The sequence below is a fragment of the Bradyrhizobium uaiense genome, from assembly GCF_010811875.1.
Classification (GTDB): Bacteria; Pseudomonadota; Alphaproteobacteria; order Rhizobiales; family Xanthobacteraceae; genus Bradyrhizobium; species Bradyrhizobium uaiense.
The window spans coordinates 66,620-92,338 of sequence record NZ_VKHP01000001.1 but is presented as its reverse complement, the minus strand read 5'-3'; the positions used below and the strand labels follow the sequence as shown (position 1 = coordinate 92,338).

Annotated in this window: 15 protein-coding genes and 1 pseudogene; 5 read left to right on the top strand and 11 right to left on the bottom strand. The window is 57.5% G+C overall.

Going from position 1 to position 25,719, the window contains the following annotated elements; genetic code table 11:
* Positions 1-17: 17 nt before the first annotated feature.
* Positions 18-1,376 carry a condensation domain-containing protein gene (locus FNJ47_RS00300; RefSeq protein WP_163149310.1) on the top strand — a complete coding sequence of 453 codons (1,359 nt, stop codon included), beginning with the start codon at positions 18-20 and terminating at the stop codon, positions 1,374-1,376.
* A gap of 668 nt (positions 1,377-2,044) precedes the next feature.
* On the opposite strand, the gene FNJ47_RS00295 is transcribed toward FNJ47_RS00300, so the two are convergent.
* Entirely contained in the window at positions 2,045-2,692 is a 648-nt protein-coding gene (locus FNJ47_RS00295) for an FkbM family methyltransferase (protein ID WP_163149308.1), read from the bottom strand.
* Positions 2,693-3,755: 1,063 nt separating this feature from the next.
* Between FNJ47_RS00295 and FNJ47_RS00290 the strand changes: the two genes are divergently transcribed.
* The 3 genes from FNJ47_RS00290 (at position 3,756) to FNJ47_RS00280 (ending at position 9,932) form a co-directional block, all read left to right on the top strand.
* The gene (locus FNJ47_RS00290; protein WP_163149306.1) at positions 3,756-4,070 is read left to right on the top strand and encodes a co-chaperone GroES; all 315 of its coding nucleotides are present in this window, start codon (positions 3,756-3,758) and stop codon (positions 4,068-4,070) included.
* 81 nt (positions 4,071-4,151) lie between these two features.
* Positions 4,152-5,792 (top strand): chaperonin GroEL, encoded by a 1,641-nt coding sequence (gene groL / locus FNJ47_RS00285; RefSeq protein WP_163149304.1) that lies wholly within the window; start codon positions 4,152-4,154, stop codon positions 5,790-5,792.
* Between the two features lie 2,589 nt (positions 5,793-8,381).
* On the top strand, positions 8,382-9,932 hold the full coding sequence (locus FNJ47_RS00280) for an acyl-CoA dehydrogenase family protein (protein ID WP_347341587.1): 1,551 nt from the start codon (positions 8,382-8,384) through the stop codon (positions 9,930-9,932).
* Between the two features lie 435 nt (positions 9,933-10,367).
* On the opposite strand, the gene FNJ47_RS00275 is transcribed toward FNJ47_RS00280, so the two are convergent.
* The 10 genes and pseudogenes from FNJ47_RS00275 to FNJ47_RS00235 form a co-directional block, all read right to left on the bottom strand.
* Positions 10,368-11,078 carry a hypothetical protein gene (locus FNJ47_RS00275; protein ID WP_235999235.1) on the bottom strand — a complete coding sequence of 237 codons (711 nt, stop codon included), beginning with the start codon at positions 11,076-11,078 and terminating at the stop codon, positions 10,368-10,370.
* Positions 11,075-12,250, bottom strand: a complete 1,176-nt coding sequence (gene alr, locus FNJ47_RS00270) for an alanine racemase (RefSeq protein WP_163149300.1) — start codon at positions 12,248-12,250, stop codon at positions 11,075-11,077. The genes FNJ47_RS00275 and alr overlap by 4 nt, the downstream gene beginning before the upstream one ends.
* 32 nt (positions 12,251-12,282) lie before the next feature.
* The gene (locus FNJ47_RS00265) at positions 12,283-13,350 is read right to left on the bottom strand and encodes an NAD(P)/FAD-dependent oxidoreductase (RefSeq protein ID WP_163149298.1); all 1,068 of its coding nucleotides are present in this window, start codon (positions 13,348-13,350) and stop codon (positions 12,283-12,285) included.
* A complete protein-coding gene (locus FNJ47_RS00260) occupies positions 13,347-13,688 on the bottom strand; it encodes a cupin domain-containing protein (RefSeq protein WP_163149296.1) in 342 nt (113 codons plus the stop codon). Before FNJ47_RS00260 ends, FNJ47_RS00265 begins: the two co-directional genes overlap by 4 nt.
* 53 nt (positions 13,689-13,741) lie before the next feature.
* Positions 13,742-15,019 (bottom strand): annotated as a pseudogene (locus FNJ47_RS00255) (SidA/IucD/PvdA family monooxygenase); the annotation flags it as partial.
* Positions 15,020-15,077: 58 nt separating this feature from the next.
* Positions 15,078-16,295 (bottom strand): MFS transporter, encoded by a 1,218-nt coding sequence (locus tag FNJ47_RS00250; RefSeq protein ID WP_163149294.1) that lies wholly within the window; start codon positions 16,293-16,295, stop codon positions 15,078-15,080.
* Positions 16,292-17,953, bottom strand: a complete 1,662-nt coding sequence (locus FNJ47_RS00245) for a class I tRNA ligase family protein (RefSeq protein WP_283811169.1) — start codon at positions 17,951-17,953, stop codon at positions 16,292-16,294. Before FNJ47_RS00245 ends, FNJ47_RS00250 begins: the two co-directional genes overlap by 4 nt.
* 1,193 nt (positions 17,954-19,146) lie before the next feature.
* Entirely contained in the window at positions 19,147-19,980 is an 834-nt protein-coding gene (locus FNJ47_RS00240) for a YopT-type cysteine protease domain-containing protein (protein WP_163149290.1), read from the bottom strand.
* 517 nt (positions 19,981-20,497) lie between these two features.
* Entirely contained in the window at positions 20,498-20,830 is a 333-nt protein-coding gene (locus tag FNJ47_RS54580) for a DUF7694 domain-containing protein (RefSeq protein ID WP_430649336.1), read from the bottom strand.
* A 71-nt stretch (positions 20,831-20,901) separates the two neighbouring features.
* Positions 20,902-21,072, bottom strand: a complete 171-nt coding sequence (locus FNJ47_RS00235; RefSeq protein WP_163149226.1) for a hypothetical protein — start codon at positions 21,070-21,072, stop codon at positions 20,902-20,904.
* 3,176 nt (positions 21,073-24,248) lie between these two features.
* On the opposite strand from FNJ47_RS00235, the gene FNJ47_RS00230 reads away from it, so the two are divergent.
* Positions 24,249-25,718, top strand: a complete 1,470-nt coding sequence (locus tag FNJ47_RS00230; protein WP_163149288.1) for an acetyl-CoA carboxylase biotin carboxylase subunit — start codon at positions 24,249-24,251, stop codon at positions 25,716-25,718.
* The last annotated feature ends 1 nt before the right edge of the window (position 25,719 follow it).

Genomic DNA, 25,719 nt, shown 5'->3' with positions numbered 1-25,719 from the left:
CATCGTGACGGCCCTTCATGGACATCAAGCAATTTTGCGATACTGATCGGCAGGCGGGTCGGCTGATGGAGTGGCGGGTCAGCGTTCCGGACCCGTTCAGCTGGCGGCCCGACCCGCGCCGTCCGTCCCATGTGCAGGAAGACCATCTTCGCTTTGCGCACGATGGCCGGCCCGGCTGGCTCGGCACCGCCTTCGACTTGCCGGGCGAGTTCAACAGCGCTGCGCTGACCAAATCGATCCTTGGCTGGATCGACCGGCACGAGGCGCTACGCAGCCGGTTGGTCAAGGATGGATCGGCAATTCGTCGTGCCACGATTGATCCAGGCGCGGCAGCGCTTGAAAAAACCGTGGTCGGTGACTACGCCGATCGCGATGAAATAGCTCAATTGCTGGAAGAGCTGTTCGACGCAGAGACCAGGCCGGTGTCCTGGCCGGCATATGTCTTCGTGACGATTACACGGCCGACATCGACAAGCCTCCTCTTGGCCTGCGACCACTCCGTCAGCGATGCCTACTCCATCGCTTTGGTGCCATACGAAATTCGCGAGCTGTACACAGCCGCAATCCTCGGAGTGGCGCCCGAGCTGGCACCGGTGAGGAGCTATCTCGACCACGCTGAATCCGAACGAGAGCGACTGGGCGATTTGACCGATGATCATCCTGCTATCGCTCACTGGCGCGAACTGATCGCCGCAAACGGCGGTCAATTGCCGGATTTTCCGCTACCACTCGGTGCGCCGGAGGGCACCTTACAACGCACAGGGCGAATGTGGTTGCTCGACGCGGCACAAGCATCTGAGTTCGATCACGGCTGCAGGTCCCAGGGCGGAAACGCGACGACGGGATTATTCGCCTGTCTGGCGCTCGCCGGAAAGACACTGGCAGACCAACAAGAATTCCTCGCCGTTGCCCCCTTTCACACGCGGTACGATCTGCCCTCGATGCGCTCGGTAGGATGGTATGTCGGGATGGGCCCGGTGCGTTTCCGCCTGGCTGGCACGTTGCCGGAGCTCCTGCGCGCCGCGCGGCTCGAGCTCAAGCGAGCCAAGAAAACCGCTCAGGTGCCATTTCCGAAAGCGATGGAGCTGCTCGGCACCGCGCTGCGCGACCGTTTCATGGTCTCTTATATGGACAATCGCACTGTGCCCGGGTCAGACCTGTGGCCGCAGTGGCGGACACGATTTATGATCAGTCGTAGTTCTGATGCTTGCGAGACATACCTGTGGATCAGTCGCTGGCAGGACGGGATTTATGTGCACTTCCGTCACCCCGGCACCGCCCTCGCGCGAACCGCGATGGATCACTATCTCGCTGAAGTGGCGGCGCACGCTCATTTCATCAGTCGCGCTCGTCCGCTGCCGCAAGTTTCAAACTGACCAAAAGGCGCACAGCATCCTCACCTGCGTTTTTGCACTGAGCCTGGCGATGGCACAGTCCTTGCCAAGTCTCGGCCGCGAGATTAATTCGTCCCAGAACGGCCGAGGAGCCCTACGGGATGATTGGATGCTGCAGTTATGCTCGCATTGATAAAGGGAGCTTCAAATGAAACTTGCTACTACCAAGTTGTCCGCAGATGCAACCCATTCGAACAAGGAAGACCCCAGGGATGGCGGACATCAACTCACGACATGAGACAACAATAATGGCGCCGAGTGCGTGACGAAGTCCGGCGAACTCAAGGAGCTACGCGAACTCATGCAATTGCTTTGGCATTTGTTCGAACGAGTGCACGAGCTTCCAAGAGGCCCAGAACATACAGCAGCCGTTCAGACGCTCAAACGCTTGGAGCGCCGGCTGGTAGTGCTGATTCAAGCATCTGAAACGGCTCGGGCGACTGACCGCAAACTCGCTGGTGGTGCCGGCTCGCTAAGCCGGTGATTGTCACACTCTCACCAAACAGCCGCGAACAAAAAGGACGCTCGCAAGCCTGTCCGACCAGCTAATGTTTGTTCGCCCTATTGATCACTGGTTTTGCAGCTTTGGGCGGCATAAATTGCGCAAATCAATCTTCCAGCTACGAATGTGCGTCGTATTCAAGTAGCCGCTAGAAGCGCGTATTTCTAAGCAATACATCGCCTTCCACGTCGCGCGGATAATGCGCCGCCACTTCGAACGACGGCAACAGGCCAAGAATGGCCTGGAGGGACAGCTGCCCTTCGTAGAGCTCGCGGTCGCTGTATTCCGTGTAGATGAAGCGCGTGTTGCTGACGGTCTGCATGCCGCCGGCGATGACGTCGGCTTCGGCTCCCTGGACATCCATCCAGATGAAATCGACCTTGTTCAGCCCGGCTTCGTTGCACCAATCGTCAAGCCGCCGCGTTTGAACCGGGACGGGACGGTCGAAACGAACCCAATCATACTCAGTCAGATGATTTTTCGGGCGGCGTATCGAGCCGGAAAGGTCCCATTCCTTCGCATCACCATCTGCATTGCTTGGATGGAATTCGATCATTCCGTTTCGATCGCTGATCGCGATTTCAAGCAATTTCACCTTTTGGAGAGATGGACCCAGCTTCTTCTTGAAGCGCGCGATCGCTCTGGGGTCAGGCTCGAAGCAGTAGAGCTGCGCGTGCGGGCACAGGTTGAGAAAGTGTTGCGTGTCGGTTCCGTCGTTGCATCCGATATCCAGGATCACGGGATCAGACTTCTGAAGAAGGGAAACAATGTGCTGATGTATTTCCACAGAAGACACCGGTCTTTCCCCAATAGTTGAAATTTCCTGCTCGAAGCCGCAATCACATGCCAGACGCCCCCGCACAATGCATATCAACGTATATAATTCATATGCCCGTCCCCCTTTGTCCAAGGCCATCTGGACTATGATACTAAAGGGGCGTCTGTCGCGGCGGGAGCCGTAGCGATTGTCTTAGGGCCACAGCCGGGCGAACGTAGATCGGGAGACGTGCACAAGAATCGGATAGCTATGCCGGTGTGCGGTCCCTCGCCCTCTAGATTAAAGATCATCTACGTCTAAACATCGTCGTGCCGGCGCATTACCCGTCGGCGGCTCTCGATGGAGCGGTCGAGGACAGAATGACCGCTTCTGCGCAACGAAGACCAATCACCCTCGATCGCAGTTGCAGCCCAGCCAATGTCGCCCTGCCATCTGACAATCGGCGTTCCAGATTCGCACACTCACGATCCTTCGGCTCACAACTTTTAGGCTGTTTGGCCTGAAGGAGCGCGATCACGCCGAGCGTTGCTTACAGTGCCCCAGGTCACGCTGACCGCCACTGAACGATGGTCGCAGAACTCACCGCAACGTTCGCCGATCCCTGTACGGGCGCTCGGAGAAAGCAGCATTGGTGCGGCCCGAACTCCCAAGGGGCATCGATCACGGCCAATCCGACGGGGCACGCGGCATCCCGGGTCGTCGGGCCCAGAGCCAATTGGTTGCCCCCGACGAATCGGCTCGGTTCCGGAAGGCTACGCCAATTCGGGCCGTCGACCGCTGGTCACGCTACGTTCCGCCACCCCTCACGTCGCAGGACCCGCGGTGTGCACCCAGAGACTGCAAAATATGGGTATGGGGGGAATATGGTGGCGTTGACGAAACGCAATGTCATGTTCGCAACAGCTTGACTGTCTCTAGACATGATGGCGTCTGCTTCCGACCTAACACGCGCAGTCCAGGCGCGCGCTTCAGCAGAACTGCAGGCAAAAGGCGCTCCTCATCGTTGGCCTGGCTCTTGCTATCAACGATACTGTTGCAATGTGGCGAAACGCCAACTCGTTCAAACGCTCAGGAGGCCCGTATGAATTTCCGTCCGCTTCACGACCGCGTCGTGGTCAAGCGTATCGACGCTGAAGAGAAGACCGCTGGCGGCATCATCATTCCAGACACAGCCAAGGAAAAGCCCTCGCAAGGCGAAGTCATCGCCGTCGGCCCGGGCGGCCGCGACGAGACCGGCAAGCTGATTCCGATCGACGTCCAGGTCGGCGATCGTGTCCTGTTCGGAAAGTGGTCGGGCACCGAGGTCAAGGTCGACAGCCAGGAGCTGTTGATCATGAAGGAAAGCGACATCATGGGCGTTCTCACCGACGTGTTTTCCAAGAAGAAGGCCGCCTGACCCGGCTACGCGCACACCTCACCCCGACGGGCGTCTGCCCGGCGCGCCGAAGGATGAGAGAATAAACCGAAGGAATTGTTTATGTCAGCCAAAGAAGTCAAATTCGGAGTAGACGCGCGCGACCGCATGCTGCGTGGTGTGGACATCCTCGCCAACGCGGTACAGGTCACGCTCGGTCCGAAGGGCCGCAACGTGGTACTCGAGAAGTCGTTCGGCGCTCCGCGCATCACCAAGGACGGCGTCGCCGTCGCCAAGGAGGTCGAGCTGGAGGAGAAGTTCGAGAACATGGGCGCCCAGATGGTGCGCGAAGTCGCCTCCAAGGCTGCTGACGCGGCTGGCGACGGTACCACCACGGCGACCGTGCTTGCAGCCGCAATCGTGCGCGAAGGCGCCAAGTCGGTCGCCGCCGGCATGAACCCGATGGATCTGAAGCGCGGTATCGATCTCGCGGTCGAAGCCGTCGTGGCCGACCTCCAGAAGAACTCGAAGAAGGTCACCTCGAACGAGGAGATCGCCCAGGTCGGCACCATTTCGGCCAACGGCGATGCCGAGATCGGCAAGTTCCTCGCCGACGCCATGAAGAAGGTCGGCAACGAGGGCGTGATCACGGTCGAGGAAGCCAAGTCGCTCGAGACCGAGCTCGACGTCGTCGAGGGCATGCAGTTCGACCGCGGCTACATCTCGCCCTACTTCGTCACTAACGCCGACAAGATGCGCGTAGAGATGGACGACGCCTACATCCTGATCAACGAGAAGAAGCTCTCCTCGCTGAACGAGCTGCTGCCGCTGCTCGAGGCCGTGGTGCAGACCGGCAAGCCGCTGGTGATCGTCGCTGAAGACGTCGAAGGCGAAGCCCTCGCCACCCTCGTCGTCAACCGCCTGCGTGGCGGCCTGAAGGTCGCGGCCGTCAAGGCTCCAGGCTTCGGCGATCGTCGCAAGGCCATGCTGCAGGACATCGCGATCCTGACCGGCGGCCAGGCCATCTCGGAAGACCTCGGCATCAAGCTCGAGAACGTCACGCTGCAGATGCTCGGTCGCGCCAAGAAGGTGACGATCGACAAGGAGAACACCACGATCGTCAACGGCGCCGGCAAGAAGGCCGACATCGACGCTCGCGTTGCCCAGATCAAGGCGCAGATCGAGGAGACCACCTCGGACTACGACCGTGAGAAGCTGCAGGAGCGTCTCGCCAAGCTCGCGGGCGGCGTCGCGGTGATCCGCGTCGGCGGCTCGACCGAGGTCGAGGTGAAGGAGCGCAAGGATCGCGTTGATGACGCGATGCATGCGACCCGTGCGGCTGTCGAGGAAGGTGTCCTGCCGGGCGGCGGCGTCGCCCTGCTCCGTGCCTCCGAGCAGCTCAAGGGCCTGCGCACCAAGAACGACGACCAGAAGACCGGCGTCGAGATCGTGCGCAAGGCGCTGTCCTGGCCGGCCCGCCAGATCGCGATCAACGCTGGCGAAGACGGCTCGATCGTGGTCGGCAAAGTCCTCGAGAACGAGCAATATTCTTTCGGCTTCGATGCCCAGACGGGCGAGTACAGCAATCTCGTCACCAAGGGCATCATCGACCCGACAAAGGTCGTGCGCATCGCGGTCCAGAACGCGTCCTCCGTGGCAGCTCTGCTGATCACCACAGAAGCGATGGTCGCCGAACTGCCGAAGAAGGCCGCGGCGGGTCCCGCAATTCCTCCCGGCGCCGGCATGGGCGGTATGGATTTCTGACTGCGCCTCTCAAAGCGCCGACACATGCGGAGCCCTGGCAGGAATGCCAGGGCTTTTCAGCTTCGGGCGAACCATCCAGACACCATTTGAGCTGGATCGGCAGGTGGCGTCGAGAGCCGCATCGGTCATCCATGCCAGCAGCGGTTGGCCCGATCAAGCCTCGTCTGACGTATCCTCCGCGCCTCGGCATGGTAAAAACGGAGCCCAGCTTGTGACCGATCCCTGCCTTGCGGGCCATTCGGCTTGACGAAGCCGCCTCTGTTCATTCGAGTCTTTCGAAGAACCTCATCTGAGCAGACGCATATCTGGTGCCAAGCTACGGCTTTCACCCTCCGCCTACATTTACAATTCTGATGCGCAGTCCGAGGCGCCAGATACCATTCCTGGCTTCGGTCTGACATCTCGTCGCCAAATGAAGAGGCCCCAGCGGGGAATCTCCGCTGAGGCCAGATTGAGGTTGCCGAACCGTTAGTCGCCGAAATCAGCAGCCGTACGTTGGGCTGAAAAAATACGAAATGAAAATTACCTGCCCATAGCAGCATGATCTGAAAAAATTTGGCGTCCGAAAATAACAGGTGTGAATCCTCTTGAGAATTGTCACGTCTATAACGGCGGTATCATAGCCCCAACCTTCCAATTTCGCTGATCGGTTCCCGTTTCCAAGGGCAAACACTCAAACTCGAGCCCCGCGCACCCAGTTCGTGGGTGGACACGTCAATCCGCTATGGAAATGCGCGCAAGGTCGGCCGACTTTGAAGCAAAGCAAGTGGGCCGCCCGGTCAGCAGTCTCGTGTTGTCCAATGCTCCCAACTCATCCTCGCAACCCGAGCTGAGCCGAAGGATCGGCATCGGCGAGCCACCGCCCTCACCGACCGCTGGCGACACTCGGTCAGCCACTTCTCGACCCGGCCAGCTCATTCTTGTTGAGTCCCAGACTGCTGATTGCTTGACGCGCCCGTCTTCTGATTTATTGAATTGTTTGGCTTGGCTTCTGGCGACGCAGGACCTGAACCAGCCCCTGATGTTCCTTCACTGCTTTCTGTCCCGTCATTGCTTCAAACACAGACATTCCATGCGGACCAATGCTCATAACGACAGGTCTGCCGTCCCGTGACTTCGCCTGAACAACGAACGACCTCGCAACGACTTTGACGTCTGTAAAGCCGGCGTTCTGGAGGTCTTGTCGAATACGGCGGCTTCATCCCACGCCGACCTGGCGGGCCGAGAGCCTCGACTCTCCATCAGAGCCGAGGTTCGCAAATGAAGCCTATGACCGCCTGCACCTAAGATTCGGATGAACTCTTCTTTTGTAGATCAAGCCACCTTGTCAGCTAGCGTTTTCAGCGCGTGGCTGAGAGGACGCGCAAGCTCCCCGAACACGCGGTCTGGCTGCAACATTTCGCCGATGGTAGCCTTGCGTCCGGATGTCTTCGCGGATTTGCTCGCTCACCGACCGTACGACGCGTTTTTTTCGCCAGTTCCTGTTGAAATGGAGCGGAATGGAATCGCCCCGAGGAACGACGAGAAGGTCGTTCCGTTCGTTCACGTAGATATCGTACATGGATCCTCGCTCCCGACGAACATAGGCCGATGCTCAAGCGGTTTGGTGACTTTGACGACACAGTCGCGAGAAAGCCACATGAGCCGCTTTGCTCATCGAGAGGGTGACAATCATGCCGCCGCCTCCACGGCAATGCGGCGCCGAGCGTGAACTAACTAAGTCGCCGGGAGATTCCCGCACGCGGACATCAAAAGGGGCCTCGGCGTTTTCCTCAAGTTCAATTTCCGCGTCGGTCTTCAAATTACTCAGCATGCTGCGGCAATAACCTGCAACGTAGCAAGCGAGAGGAAGGCCACGGGGTCTACAAGCAGCTTGCCGACCAACCATTTGACGTCCGCTGGAAAACGGCCCCAGCACCTCTGGGGGGGCCAAGGGCCGGTACTGGGGCCGCCATCTTGCCCGACTCACGGATAAGAGACGGGCAGCTTGAAAATAAAGAGCGGGCCACACTGGGCAATCAGCATATGTGAATCTCAGCCACGCTTTCCAACGAGAAGCGATCGTAGCAGACCTTGCACCCCGCCTGAACTGGATGCGCGCCAATATTCTGTCCACCAAAGCGGCGGTTGACTCGCTTCTGAACGTTGGGCCCCCTCTGTCGCGAGGTCGGCGCGGCGTCTCGGTTCGAAATCGCTCCGATCGATCGGGCCGGACGTCGTAAAGCTCGATGTGGGGAATCACCGGTGCCAGTCGGCGGGACGGTCCGGGTCGCCGTGTGGCAGACCGTAAGTCCGATCAAGACTCTTCCGCTTCGCAGAACTCTGCTGAGAGACCGATGCCACGAGCCTGCTGCACGTCGTTCGCTCATCGGATAAGCGGATGGACCAACGCTAGGCGCCACGTTCTAATGCGGAGTAACGGGGTCCTCAGAACAGCCAGTGCGCTCTGACCGGTAATTCTGCGGGCGTCCTGTTGCCTAGCGTCCCCCGCACAAATTCTGGGCTCTGGCGAGCGAGCTATACCAATGTGTATTCGGGCCAGCCGCAGGGATAATTGGCATAAAGCGCAGGGGCAATCATTCTGGTCGCATGGCTATGTCCTCTCAAGTTTGCGCCCTTTTCGAGGAGGCGCCGGAACGCTCAGCCGGAGTCCGTGCTTCCAGCCTATATTCCAGTCTGATCGATGACCTCAGTCAGCTAAATTTCGCAGACGCGGATGACCGTCGAGCATTCCCTCCGACCCTACATAGCATGCTGGCAAGGCATGGACTGTTCGGGCTCACCATACCGGCAGATCGCGGCGGATTGGCTCTTTCCTTGCAAAAGGCCATCGAGCTCATCTCTGCCACTGCATCTTTCGATGTCTCCGCTGCCTCTACCCTCGTCATCCATAACTTCCTGGCCTTGCCCTGTATCGAAGCGGCACCGCATCTCCCCAACCAAGAGCAGGTCATACGGGGTGCAACACGCGGCGATCTTTGCGCTTTCGCTTTGACGGAGCCTGGAGCAGGTTCTGCCCCGAGGCACATAGAAGCTTCGGCTTTCATGCATGAAGATAAGGTTCGCATCTGCGGTCGTAAAATTTGGATTGGCCTCGCTGACTGGGCCCGGTGGATCGTTTGTTTTGCGCGAGCTTCCGGTCATGATGCCAAAGGTCGCCTCGTTGGTGTACTGGTTGATAGGCAAGCTCCCGGCCTTAAAGTCACGCACGAGCATCGCACCCTCGGTTTGCGTGGAATTATACAGAATACTCTCGAGTTCCAGGATGTCGAGGTGCCACGTGCTTACGTGCTTTCTCGCGACCAAGACGGTTGGGGCGCAGCGGCATCCAGTATGAACCGCGGCCGAATAGGTGTGGCTGCGATGGGCCTTGGCGCCCTTGAGCGCGCGATCCAGGTCGCGGCTTCATATGCAAATCACCGTCGCCTAGGTAAGCTGCGCATGATTGAGAACAGCTATATAGAGCAGCTGTTTGGGCAGATGGTACTTCGCCGCGAAGTCGTGAAGGCGATGCTTACGGCATCTTGTAGACTCGTGTCTGGGCAGGGCTCTCCCAATGTCCACCTTGCGTCGGCAACGAAGGTACTGTCGTCCGAATGGTGCGGCCTTGTCGCCGATCAATGCGTCCAACTGTTGGGTGGCCGAGGGTACGACGAGGGGACGCCCTTAGCTAAAATCTATCGTGACGCCCGTATTCTCCGCATCTTCGAAGGTCCGACGGAGACGCTTTTATCCCATCTTGGCCGCTGTCTTCTTTCCAGAGCCACACGCGACGAAATAGCCGACCTTTTTGTCTCTCTGGGTGCGGCGTCAGTCCATGCGGACGCCGTTGAGGAGCTCCGCGGCCTCGATGAGACAGACGGTGCCGTGCTAATCTATGCAGGTTGGCTCACCACATTGGGATTAGCACAAGCTGTCATGACTGCTGGCACTTTCACTGCCTCGGACTGCGCCACAGCCGCGGCTGATCTGGTCAGCACCGAACTAGCTGCTATGCGTTCTCGCGCGCCGACACGCCTAAGTGTCGAACGCCGCACTCGTGCCAGCCAGACGCTGGCCAATTTTCTTCAAGACGCGGCCTGCTCCATCCGCTCCCCTGTTCTCACAGACGATTACCTCAAATTGGTACAATATGTTTAACGTCCAGCCACAAGGTGGAGCGAAGGCGATCTGCCACACAGGCATTGCAGATGCGCCGAGTCTCACCTCGACCATGACCTGACCTTGTCCGGCGACAACAAGCCGCCGACCACGCAAAGCTGCCAGTTCATGATGGCGCATCGCGTCAGCCTTGAGCACGCTCCATCACCGCCCCGCCTTTCCGTTGAAAACGATCGGGTGGCTCCTGCAGCATTTTCGCTCTGGACCGTTGCTTGCTCTCGGCGTCCGCATTTGAGACGACGTTGAACGGCATACGCTTGCTAAGGCTCGTACCCGCGTAACAATCCCTACTTCACTAAATCGATGCTCAAAATCGACTTGCATTTCATCTTTTCTGTTGATGCCTACGACGAAGCAAGCGTCGCTCCCCTGCTGCCCCTTCTGCATGTCTCGTAAGACGAACGCGAATAACCTTCACACCCGCTCGTTACTGAAATGAAGGAAGTTACAGACGTCAAAGTACTTTGCCTGATTCAAGCGGAATCCAAATGCCGATATTCGGCTCGTCAGAACAGATGGATCGAAAGCAAAAGCCTGGAAGCCGTTCGAGCAATCTAATCGGACGTAGTCATCTGTCCGCACGACAGCCTGAACGTTTATCCCGCAAAGATCATAATATTCTAGCCGCGCCGTGGTCGCTGTCTCGCTGGTTGAAAAGAGCGACAACGCGAGATCAAAGGGCGTCTGGCACATTAGCGTGAGAAATTCCATTGGACGATCCATGGTGCCAAGAAAATTGAACGGCAGAATGCAAAGCACTCTTCCGTCATATCGCCGCATGATCTCACCGACCAGACGCCTCCTTTTAAAGAATTTGTTGGCCTCGCAGCGGACAACAGCCCCGTTGTCCTCCTTCAATCTTCGTGCATGAGGTGGATTGATATCGATACCAAGGTAATCACTGTCATCGTTCTTGATACCGATAAGGCGGTAGCAACTGCAACCTACCTCAATAATTAACCGGTATGTGGTCGAACGCAGGAGTTCAAGATAGAAGGCTAGCTCAAATTCATGGAACTGACGCACCCGAGCGGTGAAGTAGCCTGGACGCATGAGACGCATACCTTCGTCGCCCAGATAGATCGCTCGATTCACTTGACGAGATCGCAACGCAGAGGAGTTCAATGGCGCCTCATCTCATCCCGTTTGGCCGAAACATAAAGTCTGCGACATCGGCGTCCGATCGCCGTGGTCAATTCATCGCTCAGCATATTCGCAGCTAAAGCCACATCTGCGACGGTCTGCTCGGGGCAGATCAGGTCGACCATTGTACCCGGCACAGTCCAGCTCTCGGGCAGATCCGTCACATCGATGCTGATGAGATCCATCGAAACGAAGCCGACGATTGGCGCGCGAGCACCATATACGAAGACATGACCTCGATTGCCGAGGCTACGCGGGAACCCATCTGCATAACCAATAGAGGCGGTCGCGACACGCATCTGTCTCTTCACTGGGTATGACCTGTGGTATCCGATCGCTTCCCCGACCTTTACCCTGCGACATTGAATGATTCGCGTTCGCAGGCGGACGACTTGCGATGGCCTGAAGTCGGGATCACCGGATATGGAAAGGCCGAGGATTCCTCCACCCGACCGTATGAGATCGAAATGAAATTCACATCCGGCAAATAGTCCCGCGGAGTTCGACAGCGAAAGGATGGCTTTGGGAAACAGATAGGTGAGTTTACGGAACTGATCCAATTGTTGCCGACTGATTTCGTCGCGCCACTCCGCGCAGGCGAGTTGGCTCATGAACAGGACGACAGGCAGATCCGACAGCACCCTTTCATTCTCGGCGGCTTTTTGCAGCTCATCGATGGGAAACCCCAGTCGAGACAAGCCCGTATCGACATGGACACCTGCGGGTAACAGCCGGTTGCGAAGGCGGCAATGCCGAAGCCATGCATCCAGCTGTTCCCTGCTGTTCAGGATCGGCAACAAATCATGGTGCTCAATAGCCGCCTCCAAACCGGGCATAGCTCCGTGAAGCAGGTAGATCTTCGCAGATAGTGGCAGCACCTTGCGCAAGGCGGCGCCTTCTTCCACATCGGCCACGAAGAAATGCCCGCAGCCAAGCCGCGCAAGAAACGGCGCTATGCGCAGCGCGCCAAGGCCGTAGGCGTCTGCCTTGAGAACTGCGCCGCAAGCGCTTTGGGGCGCCAGCATCCGAAACTTCCGGTAGTTAGATTCTATCGCGCCGAGATCAACAACCATGGTCGATCTCGATGTGTTGGCATAGCCGGCATCTGACGGATTATCAGAGAGATTGGAATTGAGACCAATCACATCCGGCATATGCCTTCCCTCATGTCGCCGTAATGGCGTGTCTATCCGCAGAAGTATAGGGATCGTACCGCCTCTTGCGCACATGCTGGCCCAAAGCGAAACCCATTACCCGAACCACCGCCGATCACATGCAAACCTGCGATATCTTTCGCAGGACGGGAGAACGGGACACCATCCGCCGAATAGCAGTCGCAGAACACACGTGCTGACGCCACTGCTGGCACTTCGGCGGAAAACCACTTGGCCAGAATTGCGGTGGCACGCGCGAGATCATCCGAACTGAGCCGCAGTTCATCGGAGACCGGCTTCACATCCCATTCCTGCGAGGTAAAGCTGAACAGCCAGTATCCTTGCTCGATCATGGGAATGAGGAACGCGTAGTCATCGAAGAGCCCGATCATTGGACAGTTCGGCGTGGGCCGTGCGGCCAAATGGAGCGCGACTACCTTCTTAACGCGCAATCCCGATTCGTCTGTTAGATGCCGGCGCAACGGTGACCCTGGTAACCAGGGCCCGATTGCAAGAATGGCCCGCTTCGTCGCGAGTTCGCTGTTATCAGAGGTCTGGAGAAGAATATTGCGCGGCCCCTTCCGTATTCTTGTAATCGATGTACGCTCGCTTATCGAAACCCCCTTGATCTTGAGCCTTTGAGCCAGATCCTGAATGATGGAATCGACTTGACAGTACGAACCCCGATCTAACACGACGGACACATCGCCGGGAACCACGAACTGCTGCAGCGATAATAGCCTCTCGGCCAGAGCGAAGGATGTTGATGGGGTCAGGTGGCCCGCGCTGCTCTGTTTCGCGAGTTCGCTGGGATTGCGCGTCAACCAAAACACATCACAGTCTCGTCCCTTGGGCCATTGTCCGTCGGGATAGATCCCGCGCCAGAATTTCGAACCACAGTCGATGAGGCTCCTTTCCTTCTGGTTACGACAGATGTTGATCTGGATCCCAGGCGCAAACCCGCTCGTACCAGATCCGACGATATCTCGTTCGGCGATGACTATTCTTTTTTCCGGGCCATCGCTCGCTGCGATGAAGGCAGCACTGAGGCCCATAATGCCAGCCCCGATGACTGCGAGGTCATAGATCTTGTCAGTCATTGAGTTTGTTTCCAGGAGATGGAGAAGGCGCTCAGCACTTCGCTGCCACTATTCCGCAAATGATGGGTCTGATTTGGTCGCAGAAACACCAGATCGCCGGCCTTCACGGCCAACTCACCATCGTCGGTCACTACCTGACCGCGCCCGCTCGTGATCCGCCAGATCTCGGTGGATGGATGAGAATGAGGCGCCGACACCGCGAGTGGATCGAGGCGGAATTCGATGAATTCGACCGGAACGGTGATCTCCGGATCATCTATCCCTTTGACGTCCTGTATCAGTACGCCGGGGCTATAGACCGTTACGTCCCCTAAAGTCATCAGCTGAGCATTCTTCACGGTGTATCTCCAATCATGCAGCTCGATCGCGACATGCTGCCCATTGCCGATCCTCAGCGGGCGCTCTCAGGCACCGCACCATGCCACTTGAGAGCTCCTGTTGCAGGCCCGCAATCGTAAGCTACCCGACCAATGATCGAATTGAGCACCGTTGAGGCGCGCCAAGGAACCAAACTCAGATTTGTGTCCGCGATGCCATGTTGAAATCGTGCGCCATTCTGGACGTATAAGCGGCAGCTTTCGGGGCCATCAAACCGCGCCCGGAACTCCTTGCCGACCACGATCTCCCGAGAGCCACCAGGCGCACTCACAATCGAAAGCCGGTTTGCGACCGGCTCTAGAAAGGGAGGGATTTCGGTCCGGTAGCCCGTGGCCAGCACGATAATGTCGGCGACATGTTCTGCGCGAACGCCGGTGGCCTGCTGACGCACCCCCAGGCGAAATGGAGATGTGGCACGCAGCTCCTCAGCCATTGTGTCGACGCGTATTTCCACCTGAGCGGGATACGAACCTCGACGAACTTCGCGGTCGTAAAGTGCGTTGTAGATCGCGCGTAGTGTCGCTGGGTTGACGCCATCACTCGCCAAAACCTGCCGTTCAAGGGTTTGCTTTCTGGCGGCGTCGCTTTGCTCAAGGAACCATGCGCCAAACTGTGGAAAGAACCACTCATTGACGAAGGGACTATCTTCGAGGGCAAATATGCTTGCGCGGCGCGTGACCCAGGCCAAGGCTCCCAGCGCGCCGCATGCACCGGTTAGCAGATGAAGAAATATTTCTGCTCCGCTTTGCCCCCCACCTACCACAACAACACGCTTGTTGGGGAACTCGCGGCGTCGCAGGAGAAAAGTACTCGCGTGAAACACCTGATTCTCCGGTGCATTTCTGCTCCAGTCAGGAACAGAGGGCACCCGGCCTACGCCGACCACTGTCGTACGGGTCTGATAATTGCGGCGATTGGTAGCGATACTGAACGCATCACCGCGTAGTTCGACTGCAATAACCTGTTCGCCGAATTGAACGTTCGCTAGCTTTTCTGTTGCCCATTTCAAATAATCTTCAAATTCGCTCCGGCCAACCGATGCGATTCCTCGAACAATGGCTTGATAAAGCCGTCTTTTCTCGTGCAGGTAGGCGAGAAAGCTATATGCACTGGTCGGATCTGCTGGTGTTACCAGGTCCTTTAAGGGGCTGGTTTGCATAAGAGCCCCATCTAGAAGCAACCCTGGATGCCAACTCGGCGCCTCCGATCTTTCCAGGATGTGTAAGGAAATTTCCGGAATCGGGGCCGCGAGCGCTGCCAGGCTCAGATTCGCTGGGCCTGCGCCGATTGCCGTTACCTGATGGCCGCCGCCCTAGTTTTGACATCACACTATCCGCAAGATCAGCCACTTAACGCTCCCGCCTGGTCGAAAGCACTTGAATTGCGAGAACGATGCCATTGCTGCCGACAAGCATCATCATGCTTGTCAGTAGATCATCGATGCTGTGGGCGCTCACGATCTGCCCGCCAATATACGGAAATCCGAATAGGCCAACGAAGTAGGAAAGCGTGAAGACCTGAGACGCAACTGCCAATGATGTCCCGTCCATACCTGCAATGAGGACAACCATACCGTTCAGAGTCGAATAGCTAAGTCCGTATCCAAGGGCGAATATCGCCGTACCGAGGATGTAGATCTCCACACTCCTTGCATTCATCAGAAGCAAGAATAGTCCCGCCATGGTGCACACGACGAGGAACGCCGCGACCCACTCAAGCCGGACCTTTCCGATGACCGGCGCCACCGCGAAGCGCAAGAACACGGCTGTCAACGTGAAAACTAGAAAGAATGTATCGGCGGATTGCCCCCGCGATGAAGCGTAAAGCGTTTGGAACGTGGACAGACCGGAAAACACGCATGCGCCGATGCCGATCATGACGATCGGATAACGCGTATTCGACTTGAAGGCCTCTCGCACGCCCTCAAACGTGAGTCGAACAGCCGCCATTTTGATCTGAGGAGCCTGCGCCAGTGCCCTGCCGGCCAACTCCAGCAGCATGGCGCCAACGAGACATGCAGCCGCGAATAGAGAGTACGCTGCGATATATGATCCGAAAATCTCCACGACCGTGCGCGCCAGGGGAACAGCAAGTCCGATCCCCAGCATCTGGGATCCGGAAAGCAAGGTAAGATACTTGACACGAGCCGCAGGCCGCACGCGTTCCAGGATTTGAAGCGGCGCCAGCATATAGAAGATTGACCATCCAATGCCGAGTGAGAGCCCGCCGAGATAAGCGAGGAACATAAAAGCCGGCGCCGCTGCAAAGCAGATCATTGCAATTGCCATCACCGCGGCAGCAAGGGTGATCGTTCGCATCACCCCAAACAGATCGGCGATCCGGCCAGCTACAAGCGAACATAGTATTGTCGCGACCGTACCGGTCGAAATAACTGTTCCTGCTATGGATGCGCTCTGTGGAGCCGACCGCAGAGCATCCACGAGAAAGAAGCTCGCCCCATACGACGCGGCCACGTTGATGCTACCAAGCATGAATGGAATCGAGATCTCGAGCGGCACTTCATCGGGCAATTTCTCGGCGGCGATAATGTTGGCTGCGGCGCTCATTGTGCAACTTTTCCCGGAAGGCACCGATCTATGTCTGCGGCCGTCAAGCTGCGCCGATCGATTCTTGGTACGCTTCCGCTTCGTTCGGATGAGGGTCTCGCCGCGCGGGCTGCGAGGGGATGTCCTTCATGGCCGAGCCAGTGCCACAGAGCTTCCGTTATCCTGGGCATCAGCGGCCAACCCAGTACGCTGAAGCCCATCAGCCATGTGTAAGCGATCTGATGGTTCGGATTGGAATCAAGACAATCGAGCCAATCGGTCACCGATCTGGACGCGTGCGATACGCGCAGATGATCTAGCGAGAGAGCGGAGCACTGCTGGTCGTACAGCCGGTCCAGCGTGATCATCATTGCATCATCTACGTGACACGCGGCGATGGCCGGCATCGCGCTGATGATGTCCGTACAACGGTTGATGACGCCAGCGCTCTTGTCGAGAATTACATTGTAGCGGCCAATCAATTGTTTTGGGATCAGATCGGTTTCCGCTTCTTCGGGGCAGATTTCCGACAGACATACTCTGAGAATATCGATAGATATATCCGGCACTTGAGCGATTTCACCCGCCCAAATCACGTGGCCGCGACTGGTAGAAAACTTCGATCCGTTCAACCGAAGGAAATGATTGAAGAAAATTCGATCAAATTGACGAAATGACTCCTGGCCTAACGCGCATCCGGTAACTCCGACGAGCATCGGGATTGTATTGTCGATGCCGGTCGCGCCGATCAGGAAAGTATCGGAATTGCGTGCAAAGACGCTTGGCGTGCCGGATACCTCCGCATCTTTATGCCCGCAATAAAGGGAATGAGCGTAGAGCAACGAGGAGTAGCTAAACAAGATCTGACGTGTGTTGAACCGCTGCGAATTCCATGACAATCCATGCAGGCCAGGAACGGTCAACCGCATTTGCTGCCCTTTGCGTGCGACATACCGCTTCCCGATCTCCACAAAACCAGGTTCGATAGCCGCATCGTCCCACGCGCGGACGAGTTGCTCGTTTCGAGTAATTGAGAGGAAGGCAGAAATGTTATCTGTCCATTCTACGATCCGCCCCCGCCTCGACACTGGATTTCGTGCTTCATCGGGTTCGAAATGATGTCCACACTGTTCGCAGAAGAAGCTCCCTGCGGATGCTTCGCATACAGGGCAGGTTGCACCAAACCAGCCTCCAATGCAGAAACGCTCTTCCGTTGGCGTCAGAGCAGAGCCCGCATCGTCGACGGGTAACCGCGCTGCACGAAACTCCAGCGATCCAGTTGCACATAACGCATCCATGAGCGCGTTGCTGACATTGGAAAACCGTTGAAGATTTTTGCCATGGGCTGGATCATCGAAATGATCGAAAACGATCCCCAGTGAAGCGAGATCATGGGCAATACCGACATGGAAGCCATGAGCCAAGTCTGACGGGTCGATGTTCTCGCGCGCCGCTCGGACCAGAACATGGTTCTCGAAACCGTCGGTCGTCAGACCTGAGCGAACGTGATGCCCTGCCCTCTTCAGGTGCCTTTGTACAACATCCATTCTGAGAAATGGCCCGGCCGCGTGGCCAAGATGTGCCCTGCCATTAGCCGTCAAGTTGACGGGCGAGATATATATGTCGGCGGGATGCGTGTTCGCTACGCTTAGCGGAGCGATGATTGGGCTTCTTCTCATATCTGCACAAATGACATCCAGAAACAGATCCTGGAAACATCCGAATAGTGATCCAGACAATGCGCCACGACAACGGGAATACGCATGCGGCTCAACAAGTTATGGATCCAATCGGATTGCGGATTTCGAGCTAGGCTGTTCAAAGCGTGTCACACACTCTTTGACCACTTCTAGACCGTCTCCTGCTAGACGCTTCACGTATCGGTTCACCTCAGCTCGCAGGCCCTCTCCACCTTTGCTTGATCAATCGAAATGATCGCCCCGGGAGCGGTCAAGTCGACGCCGTGAAGAAGCAAGCGGCGCGCCAATTCAAAATCGTTGATTTTGCTCTTGCCGCGGCCTGCATTTAGGCCGACTACCGACATCTGGTCACGAACCTGACAGGCAGCTCGGCAGGGCCGGCACGGGTCCCCACAGGTGCTCTTTAGTTCACTCCTCACGAGCAACGGTGACTCGTGGGATGAGCGGCCCCGGCCAGGGCGCCGGCGTGCTCACGATCAACCCCAGGCGACCATTCCGGGCCTCGCAAGCTTGCAGATGATACCGCCCATGCGGACGAGCGCGCAGCGATCAGTAGCCCCGCACGAAACAAATGCACGAGCTCTCATTGGAGAGGATCCAATGGCTTGCTGCGAAAAGCACACCTTACCGACCAGTCGATTGCGTTTCGGAGTAGGTAGTTCCGCGCGTCGCTGAGAACATTCCGCCCCACCCACGGTCGACGCGGCCAGTGCAGCCAACATCAGGAGCTTAACCCCTGTTTCTGGAAACTTTAGCCGGCTTCAGCCTCGCCCCTCAAGGACTCGAGTGGTCGCCTCAATACAACCGAGGCCGTTCAACAGACACCGTTATTGTGCCTTCCCGAGCCGCGCAATCCGGGCGCAGGACGATTCAGGTATTGAACTTCCAGGCGGGGGCCCTCCGTCGAGCGTGAGCGGTCGCTTTTTCACAAGCAAGCAAGGCCATCTCGCGAACGTACAGCACTTTCTCCGCAGAACTGGCCGGTCTGCCCCAAGCTGCGACACCTTCAGGGCAGCACCGACACGAATCTGCGCGCTCGAGAGCATCAAATTTGACCTTCGATGGCTTCAGTGTTGCACCTCAAACCAATGCGGCTTCCGATCTCGATCGCCACTGTCAAGCAAAAGAAATCGCGACTGGACATCGGGCCAACCTGCGAAGCATCGACATGCTCACGTTATTCTTTGCGTGACGACCATCGATATATCAAGCCCGTTTACGTTACTGTAACGGTCGCCGAGGCTTTTGAACAACCCGCCCATCTGACCTGACCGAACGGTAAATTCTCCATAATTTGGATCAAAGAGGGTCGTCATTCCATTCGATGTCGAGCTAGCTATTGTATGTGCGCCACCCGCGGCAAAACGCAGACCGATCAGATAGACCGATGGATCGTGCGTGACTTCATTCACTATCCGGCCAATTCGGGAGGACGTCCCAAACTTATATCGAGTCTGCGCGTCCGCAGGTTCTAATCCCGCCTCACGCAACATTGTGGTTTTTGCCTGAAGGTTGTGAGAACCTCCCGCCCTGTCACTTCGTAACAACGCCTTGAGATCTTCATACCGTTGCTGCCGCACTACCGCCGAAGCATGGTTTTGAGCGCCCGGTACCAGCGCGCTCATTCGGGACGAAGGGCTGCTGCCGAGATTGAGGAGCCACTCCGCCGCCAAGCCGACGCAGATGCCACCGACATTGGCGCCAGGCAATTCAGTGGTCCTATATTGGAACAAGGGCCGGTTCGGCTCGGCTGGAGACGCTGGATTTGAGTCGGAAGACAGAGAAGAGGTGGCGAGGTCCGACGAGACCGGGGTGTGAACGTTCGCATCCGAGGTATGCGGCCTGCTGCAACAGAGCCCCATTTTATCCGATAGCTCTTCCGCAGGAAGGCTCTCTCCGTGCGCGAGATCCGTAAACGCCTGCTCGAAGTTGCTGTTGTCCGCGTACTGACTGAGCTCATCAGCTTGATTGGCGCTGGTGGCCTGGCCAGTTACTGGATTATACATGACGGTTCGCCTGCCTCTATAATGTATGCTTGCCTGGACCGCGTCGGAGTGGGCAAGCCCAGCTTGCGAATCATATTGCGGCTAGCTGACGACGAGCTGACGAGCAAGAACGAGTTAGAGAAGCCGTCGCATGGACCCCCTGGATGGCCACCTTTTTTGCTCCCCCAATCTCGATCGAAATACCGGCGCCGTGGTCGATGACTTAAGGAATACGGCGCGGTCGGGCACCATCATCGGCGGGATGCAATTGTTGTCCCCGAGCCCGAGTTTGGCGCAGCTCTGCACGCAGGTTTGACGCGGCCAGGGTTCGATTTCGATTTTGTCGTCCCGCCAACTGTTCGGTACGAGACCTCGCCGGGCTCATGCGCTATCATCACCTCGTGCTTCGCTGAGCTGACAGGCCGCGCGTTAGGCAAGCGGAAGAACCGGCATCTCTGTTGCGGTGTGGGCTGCTGCCAACAGCGCCCAAGCCCTGCCTTCTGATCCTCCACGCGCACACAATCTTTAGCCTACCGCATCATGCCGTCGCACTCACGCGCGCTAACCACATTGCCGCCTCCGATGGGCCGAGCCCAACGATGCCCACGAAGCCCGGCGGCGGCATTGGGATGTCCCGATGAATTGGCCTCCACAGATGCAGGCAATACCGACTGTTATTTACATATTGCGAATGTGGGGGATGAAGTTGCATCACGCATTCCTCTTCGTCCCAGAACAGGTCTTTGACGAAGCACATCTCTTCCCAATTCGGACAACGTCGCGGCGTTGAGACAGCGACATGCTCCCAGCCAGGGCGAATTAATCCGCTGATCCTCAGTTCACAGCCGCAAGGCCCCTGTACAACGAACATGCCGCAAGGACCTGATCCTGGAAGGCTGGCAAACTGGCCATGTTGTACACGGCCCGCCTCCAGCTTCTCTATTATTTGCGCCCGCACGCCTCTTCCTTTGCCTCGTGGACCGCCTTGAAGTCGACGTAGATGACGTTGTTGTTTTGCAAATCATAACTTGGCGCGTCCTCCGTCCTCCTTGGGGCGGCGCTCCAATACCATTCTTCAGCGAACCACCCGCTGAGAAAGCCGCAGATGTCCATCACTTGTTCTCCTGTCGTTTTTGAGACGCTGACGCCCTAGCTAGGACGCTTGCGAATTCTTGCGGGGCCCTGATTGCCCGAATGCAAACCGTGCAAGGTCCACTCGCTAATGACCCGGCTCATAGGTTAGAATTGCCACTCTGGTAGGCTCGGCGGGCGCGAGGACCGCGCGAGCTCCATGCGGAGCACCTTGCTCATTGACACCGGCGTACATTGCCGAACGATGCGCGCTTCAGCACACGATGTGTCGTTGAGCTTTCGGAGTTGACGCACAATATTTTCATTGCGTGCGTTGGGTCGACGTCTCGCGGAGATGCGCTTGATTCTACGGAGTCATCGCGGGCCCCGACCTCATCGCCGCCGGATCGATCGCGATGCCCGGCTTGCACTCCGAAATAGCCTTCGAAATCTACATTCCATCATCGCTCGCCATACCACAGCACGTTTCGCCTATCCTCGCTCGATGCTTCGCAAGGGCGATATTGCTGCCTCACCAAGCATCCTGCGGTCATTCGCAGCATTCTGCTCGCCGACTCTGAAACAGCGCCAATGCGTCATCTATGTGACCGTGATTGATTCGCGCGGGGGCAAAATCGAAACTGGCACGCCTCACGCCGCGAAGGTTAGCATAACGTGTCCCTACACTGATAACATCCAGAGGTCGATGAGAACTCGTAAGCTTGTAGTCAGAGAAGCTCATTACCTATCTTGAGGGACTCCAGCCGCGCCGCCGTTGGCCGCCCTTTGCCGCGTCCCTACAACAAAACTCCCATCCCCTGTTTGCGGAATGTCGCTAGCGAGCTCTGACCTTCTTTCGACGCCGATGTCGCATTCCGGACACCAAGGTCGCAACTGCGACCAGGGGCGGCGAGCTCTTGTCGCCAAACCGAGCGGGCTGCACGCATCAAGGCTTCGCCGGCGCTTGTCCGCTCGTGGCATGCTGATTGCTGCAGTGAGTTCAGGCGTCACTCATTGGCTATTTGTTTAGTTCTGAGTGATGCGCTGCCAGCGCCCCTCAGCTCTGGCAGCGCCTCCCCTGACCGCCACTGCATGAGATGCCATCACCTGGATGCACCTCGCGCCCCAAACAAGAATCCGACAACTCGAGCCTTGAAGGACGACTGCAAACTTATGAATGATACGACGCATCCAGAAACCAGCCGTTCTCCTCGGACCAGTGCGGCACGTGGTCAATGACTCACTGGCGCGCACCAAAGCACCCGACTGTCAGGCCTTACGACGCCGATTGCCGTTGTTTGCGGGCGCAACGGCGATGGAATCTATGGCCGCTGGCCGCACTCCTCCTGGGTGCGCTGCTCTGGGCCGGCATCTACTGGATCGTCGCAGCCGTCTTCTTATGAGCACAAAGAAGCTTGCGGAATTGACAAATCACAAGAAAAGCTGCGTCGGGCGGCTCGCACCTCCCGACCTCGACGATCCGATCGTAGGGCGGGAATATGCCCACGATCGGCTGGAAGCGGTGGCTTCTTCACAGGCAAGCTTGGCCCCCGCGTGGCTAGCAGGATATGAATTCGCAACTGAGACAGCAAGTCGCCTCCAGCATACCATGCCGAACCAGCTTCGAGGCCACTCAATGTGCCTCGAAGCCGCAAGGCCTATCGTGGACCAAAACGCCAAATCCAGCGCTACTTGCTTGGATGCGCCGATTGCCGGGTGACATTTGCTCCGCGATCGGCGCTGGGGCCGTCCAGCTGAGGCGCGGCTTATCGAGGCCCGGCAAAGCCCTACAGCTCTCGCTCTGACCATGTTTCGTCCTCACTTCTGCGCGTCTGCCACTCTTGGGCGCGCCGAGCCAGCTTATCGTACTCGATCGCAACGTTAAGAAGCCTGTCTCTGGGTTTACCATAAGCGAGTCCTTCCGCCTTTTTTCGCGTTGCTTCCGCGCGGCTTCGCCAGTGGTCGGGCTGGTAGAGTTTACTTTTCGGATTCATGCCGTGAGCATGCAATTTGGACATCAAAGAAATGCGACACCGGCGCTCCGTATAATCACCTAAGGGCTGGCGGCCACCAAAGCGCCATTTGCCACCGTAAGAGGATACTCGGTCGATTTGATCCAAGAAGGGACTTGAATCGCACGCAGCGTCAGATTGTACGATCCTGGACAGGTCGGGACCGCCTCCGACAATCCAGACGTTTCCTGCAGGCAATGAGAATAGCGAATGTGTCAAACATCTAAACTCAGCTGGCGAGAGTCGCTCGGGATCATACGCTTCTGCAGATACGTACCTGTTCACACGTTATCCGAGGCTACCTCGGCCAGCAGCGGAAGAGATCGAGCCCTTCGATATTTCTACAGAAGGCGCTCTCATCCCGATCGCCGTCTCCACATTAATGTGGAGCGCAGGCCGACTACACTAAAGATGACCTGGAGGCGTCTCATCAGGGTTCGTTACGCAGGATCAATTGCGTCATCAGCTATGGTTTGAGCGCACCTGGCTTTTTCTCATCTCTCTGCCTCGATAAGGCCGGCACCAGGCCGCAGGTCTTGTTCGATCCCGTATCGCGCCGACCGTGGCAGCAACTATTGGCCGTGAGGTGGGCTGTGCTCAAACACCTCAACGTGCCACGCCGAATACTTCAGGACATCCAGGCATACCAGAGTCGGCGAAACGGAACTCGCAGGCATTGCACCTGGCGCTACACGTCTATTGGCCGACGGACAGACCATTTTGCGCTTCGCTCAAGACATCGCAGACCTACCACCCTTAAGGAATGACATGACTCAAGACCAAGGGGCCGGTTTGGCTTCGCTCCTCAAATCCTGCCGCGCCATCGCTCTAGCTGCCGCAGTGACTGCTGTAATCCCGTGGCAGGTCAACGCGCGAGATCAAGCTCCGACTCCCGAGGAGAGACAGGCGTGTATGGAGGACGTGTTCCGCCTTTGCAGCAATCACATACCGAGCCACGTCGCTATCCTTGCTTGCCTCAGATCCAAGCACGCCAGCCTCAGCCAGCAATGCCGTTACGTGATCTCCTCGCGAGATACGGGCAAGAACGGCGGCATCTCGAAGTAGAGGGTCGGGTGGCCTGTTCGCCCGCCTCACGTTCCGAGATAGCCCACCTAGCACGCAGGACGTTCACGCGACGTCGGCTGGAGGCAACAAGCCCGGCCACTCACGACGGTTTGGTCCCTTCATGCTTATTTGGATAGGCAAATGCCACAATTGCCCTTCGATACCGTACTGATCGCCAACAGGGGCGAGATAGCCGCCCGCATCGTCAAAACGTTACGTAAACTTGGACTCCGTTCTGCAATTGCCTACCACGAAATAGACGCGAGAACACCCGCCGTCTCCATGGCCGACCTGGCCATTCAGATCAGCGGCAGCACGCCGATCGCAAGTTATCTCGATACTAGGCAGATCATCGCGGCCGCCGACCAGGCGCGCGCCGGCGCGCTGCATCCCGGTTATGGGCTGCTTTCCGAAAATGCGGAGTTCGCCAGAGCCGTGACAGACGCCGGCATTGCGTTCATCGGTCCTCTTCCTGACACTATCGAACTGATGGGGGACAAGATCCGCGCACGCAATTTCGTTCAGTCCAACGGTTTTCCGGTCGCCCCCTGCGTCATCGAAGAAGATGATCCGGCGACATTTGCCTCCAGAGCGCAGGCCATGGGAGCTCCTCTGCTCGTGAAGCCATCGGCTGGTGGCGGCGGTAAGGGCATGCGGATTGTACGCGACCTTAATACCTTGGAGGCAGCCATCGAGCAGGCGCGCAGTGAAGCGGGCCGTTACTTTGGAGATGCCCGACTCTATGCCGAACGACATCTCGAATACCCGCGACACATCGAAGTACAGGTGCTCGGTGATTGCTTAGGAAACCTCGTGCATCTGTTCGAGCGCGAGTGTTCCGTGCAGCGCCGTTTCCAGAAGATTATCGAGGAAACGCCCTCGCCTGCGCTATCCCAAGAATCGCGGGCTCGAATTTGCGATACAGCGGTTCGCATCGCTCGTGCAGCGAACTACCGGAATGCAGGAACGGTCGAATTCCTCCTCAGCGGAGACGATTTCTACTTCCTTGAAATGAATACACGACTTCAGGTCGAGCATCCGGTCACCGAGATGATTACTGGCGTCGATCTGGTGGCGGAACAGATCTATGCGGCAGCGGGCCGCGAACTTGCATTCTCCCAGTCCGATATCGTTTCGAACGGCCATGCAATCGAGCTCCGGCTGTACGCGGAGGCTCCTGAATGCGGATACGCTCCGACCACCGGAAAAGTACTTCTTCTCGAGTATCCCAATGACGTACGGATCGACAGCGGCATCATTCAAGGCCAGCACATCACGCCGGCGTTCGATCCGATGCTCGCCAAGATCATCGTGCATTCACCAAGCCGCATGGAATCTGCTCTGAAAGCCCATCGTGCAGTTCGCGAATTGGTTTTACTGGGATGCGAGACCAATGCGAACTTGCTCGCCCGGATCGTTTCCGACGAGGCATTTCTCGGCGGTCACTTCCATGTCGGATACCTTGAACAAAACCCGCATCTCGCATCGGGCATTTTTGCTGCCGGAATGTCTGCGTTCCTCGCATCCGCCGCTCTCCTGACGAGGCCGGTCCGCGACTCGGCAGATGCCGTGCCAGAGCTTCATTCAGCGCTCGGCAATTGGAGAAACTGAA

Coding starts and splice junctions, on each gene's coding strand:
- FNJ47_RS00300 (WP_163149310.1), top strand. CDS start 18: ATGGACATCAAGCAATTTTGCGATACTGATCGGCAGGCGGGTCGGCTG.
- FNJ47_RS00290 (WP_163149306.1), top strand. CDS start 3,756: ATGAATTTCCGTCCGCTTCACGACCGCGTCGTGGTCAAGCGTATCGAC.
- groL (WP_163149304.1), top strand. CDS start 4,152: ATGTCAGCCAAAGAAGTCAAATTCGGAGTAGACGCGCGCGACCGCATG.
- FNJ47_RS00280 (WP_347341587.1), top strand. CDS start 8,382: ATGGCTATGTCCTCTCAAGTTTGCGCCCTTTTCGAGGAGGCGCCGGAA.
- alr (WP_163149300.1), bottom strand. CDS start 12,250: ATGCCGGATGTGATTGGTCTCAATTCCAATCTCTCTGATAATCCGTCA.
- FNJ47_RS00265 (WP_163149298.1), bottom strand. CDS start 13,350: ATGACTGACAAGATCTATGACCTCGCAGTCATCGGGGCTGGCATTATG.
- FNJ47_RS00250 (WP_163149294.1), bottom strand. CDS start 16,295: ATGAGCGCCGCAGCCAACATTATCGCCGCCGAGAAATTGCCCGATGAA.
- FNJ47_RS00245 (WP_283811169.1), bottom strand. CDS start 17,953: ATGAGAAGAAGCCCAATCATCGCTCCGCTAAGCGTAGCGAACACGCAT.
- FNJ47_RS00240 (WP_163149290.1), bottom strand. CDS start 19,980: ATGTATAATCCAGTAACTGGCCAGGCCACCAGCGCCAATCAAGCTGAT.
- FNJ47_RS54580 (WP_430649336.1), bottom strand. CDS start 20,830: ATGTTCGTTGTACAGGGGCCTTGCGGCTGTGAACTGAGGATCAGCGGA.
- FNJ47_RS00235 (WP_163149226.1), bottom strand. CDS start 21,072: ATGGACATCTGCGGCTTTCTCAGCGGGTGGTTCGCTGAAGAATGGTAT.
- FNJ47_RS00230 (WP_163149288.1), top strand. CDS start 24,249: ATGCCACAATTGCCCTTCGATACCGTACTGATCGCCAACAGGGGCGAG.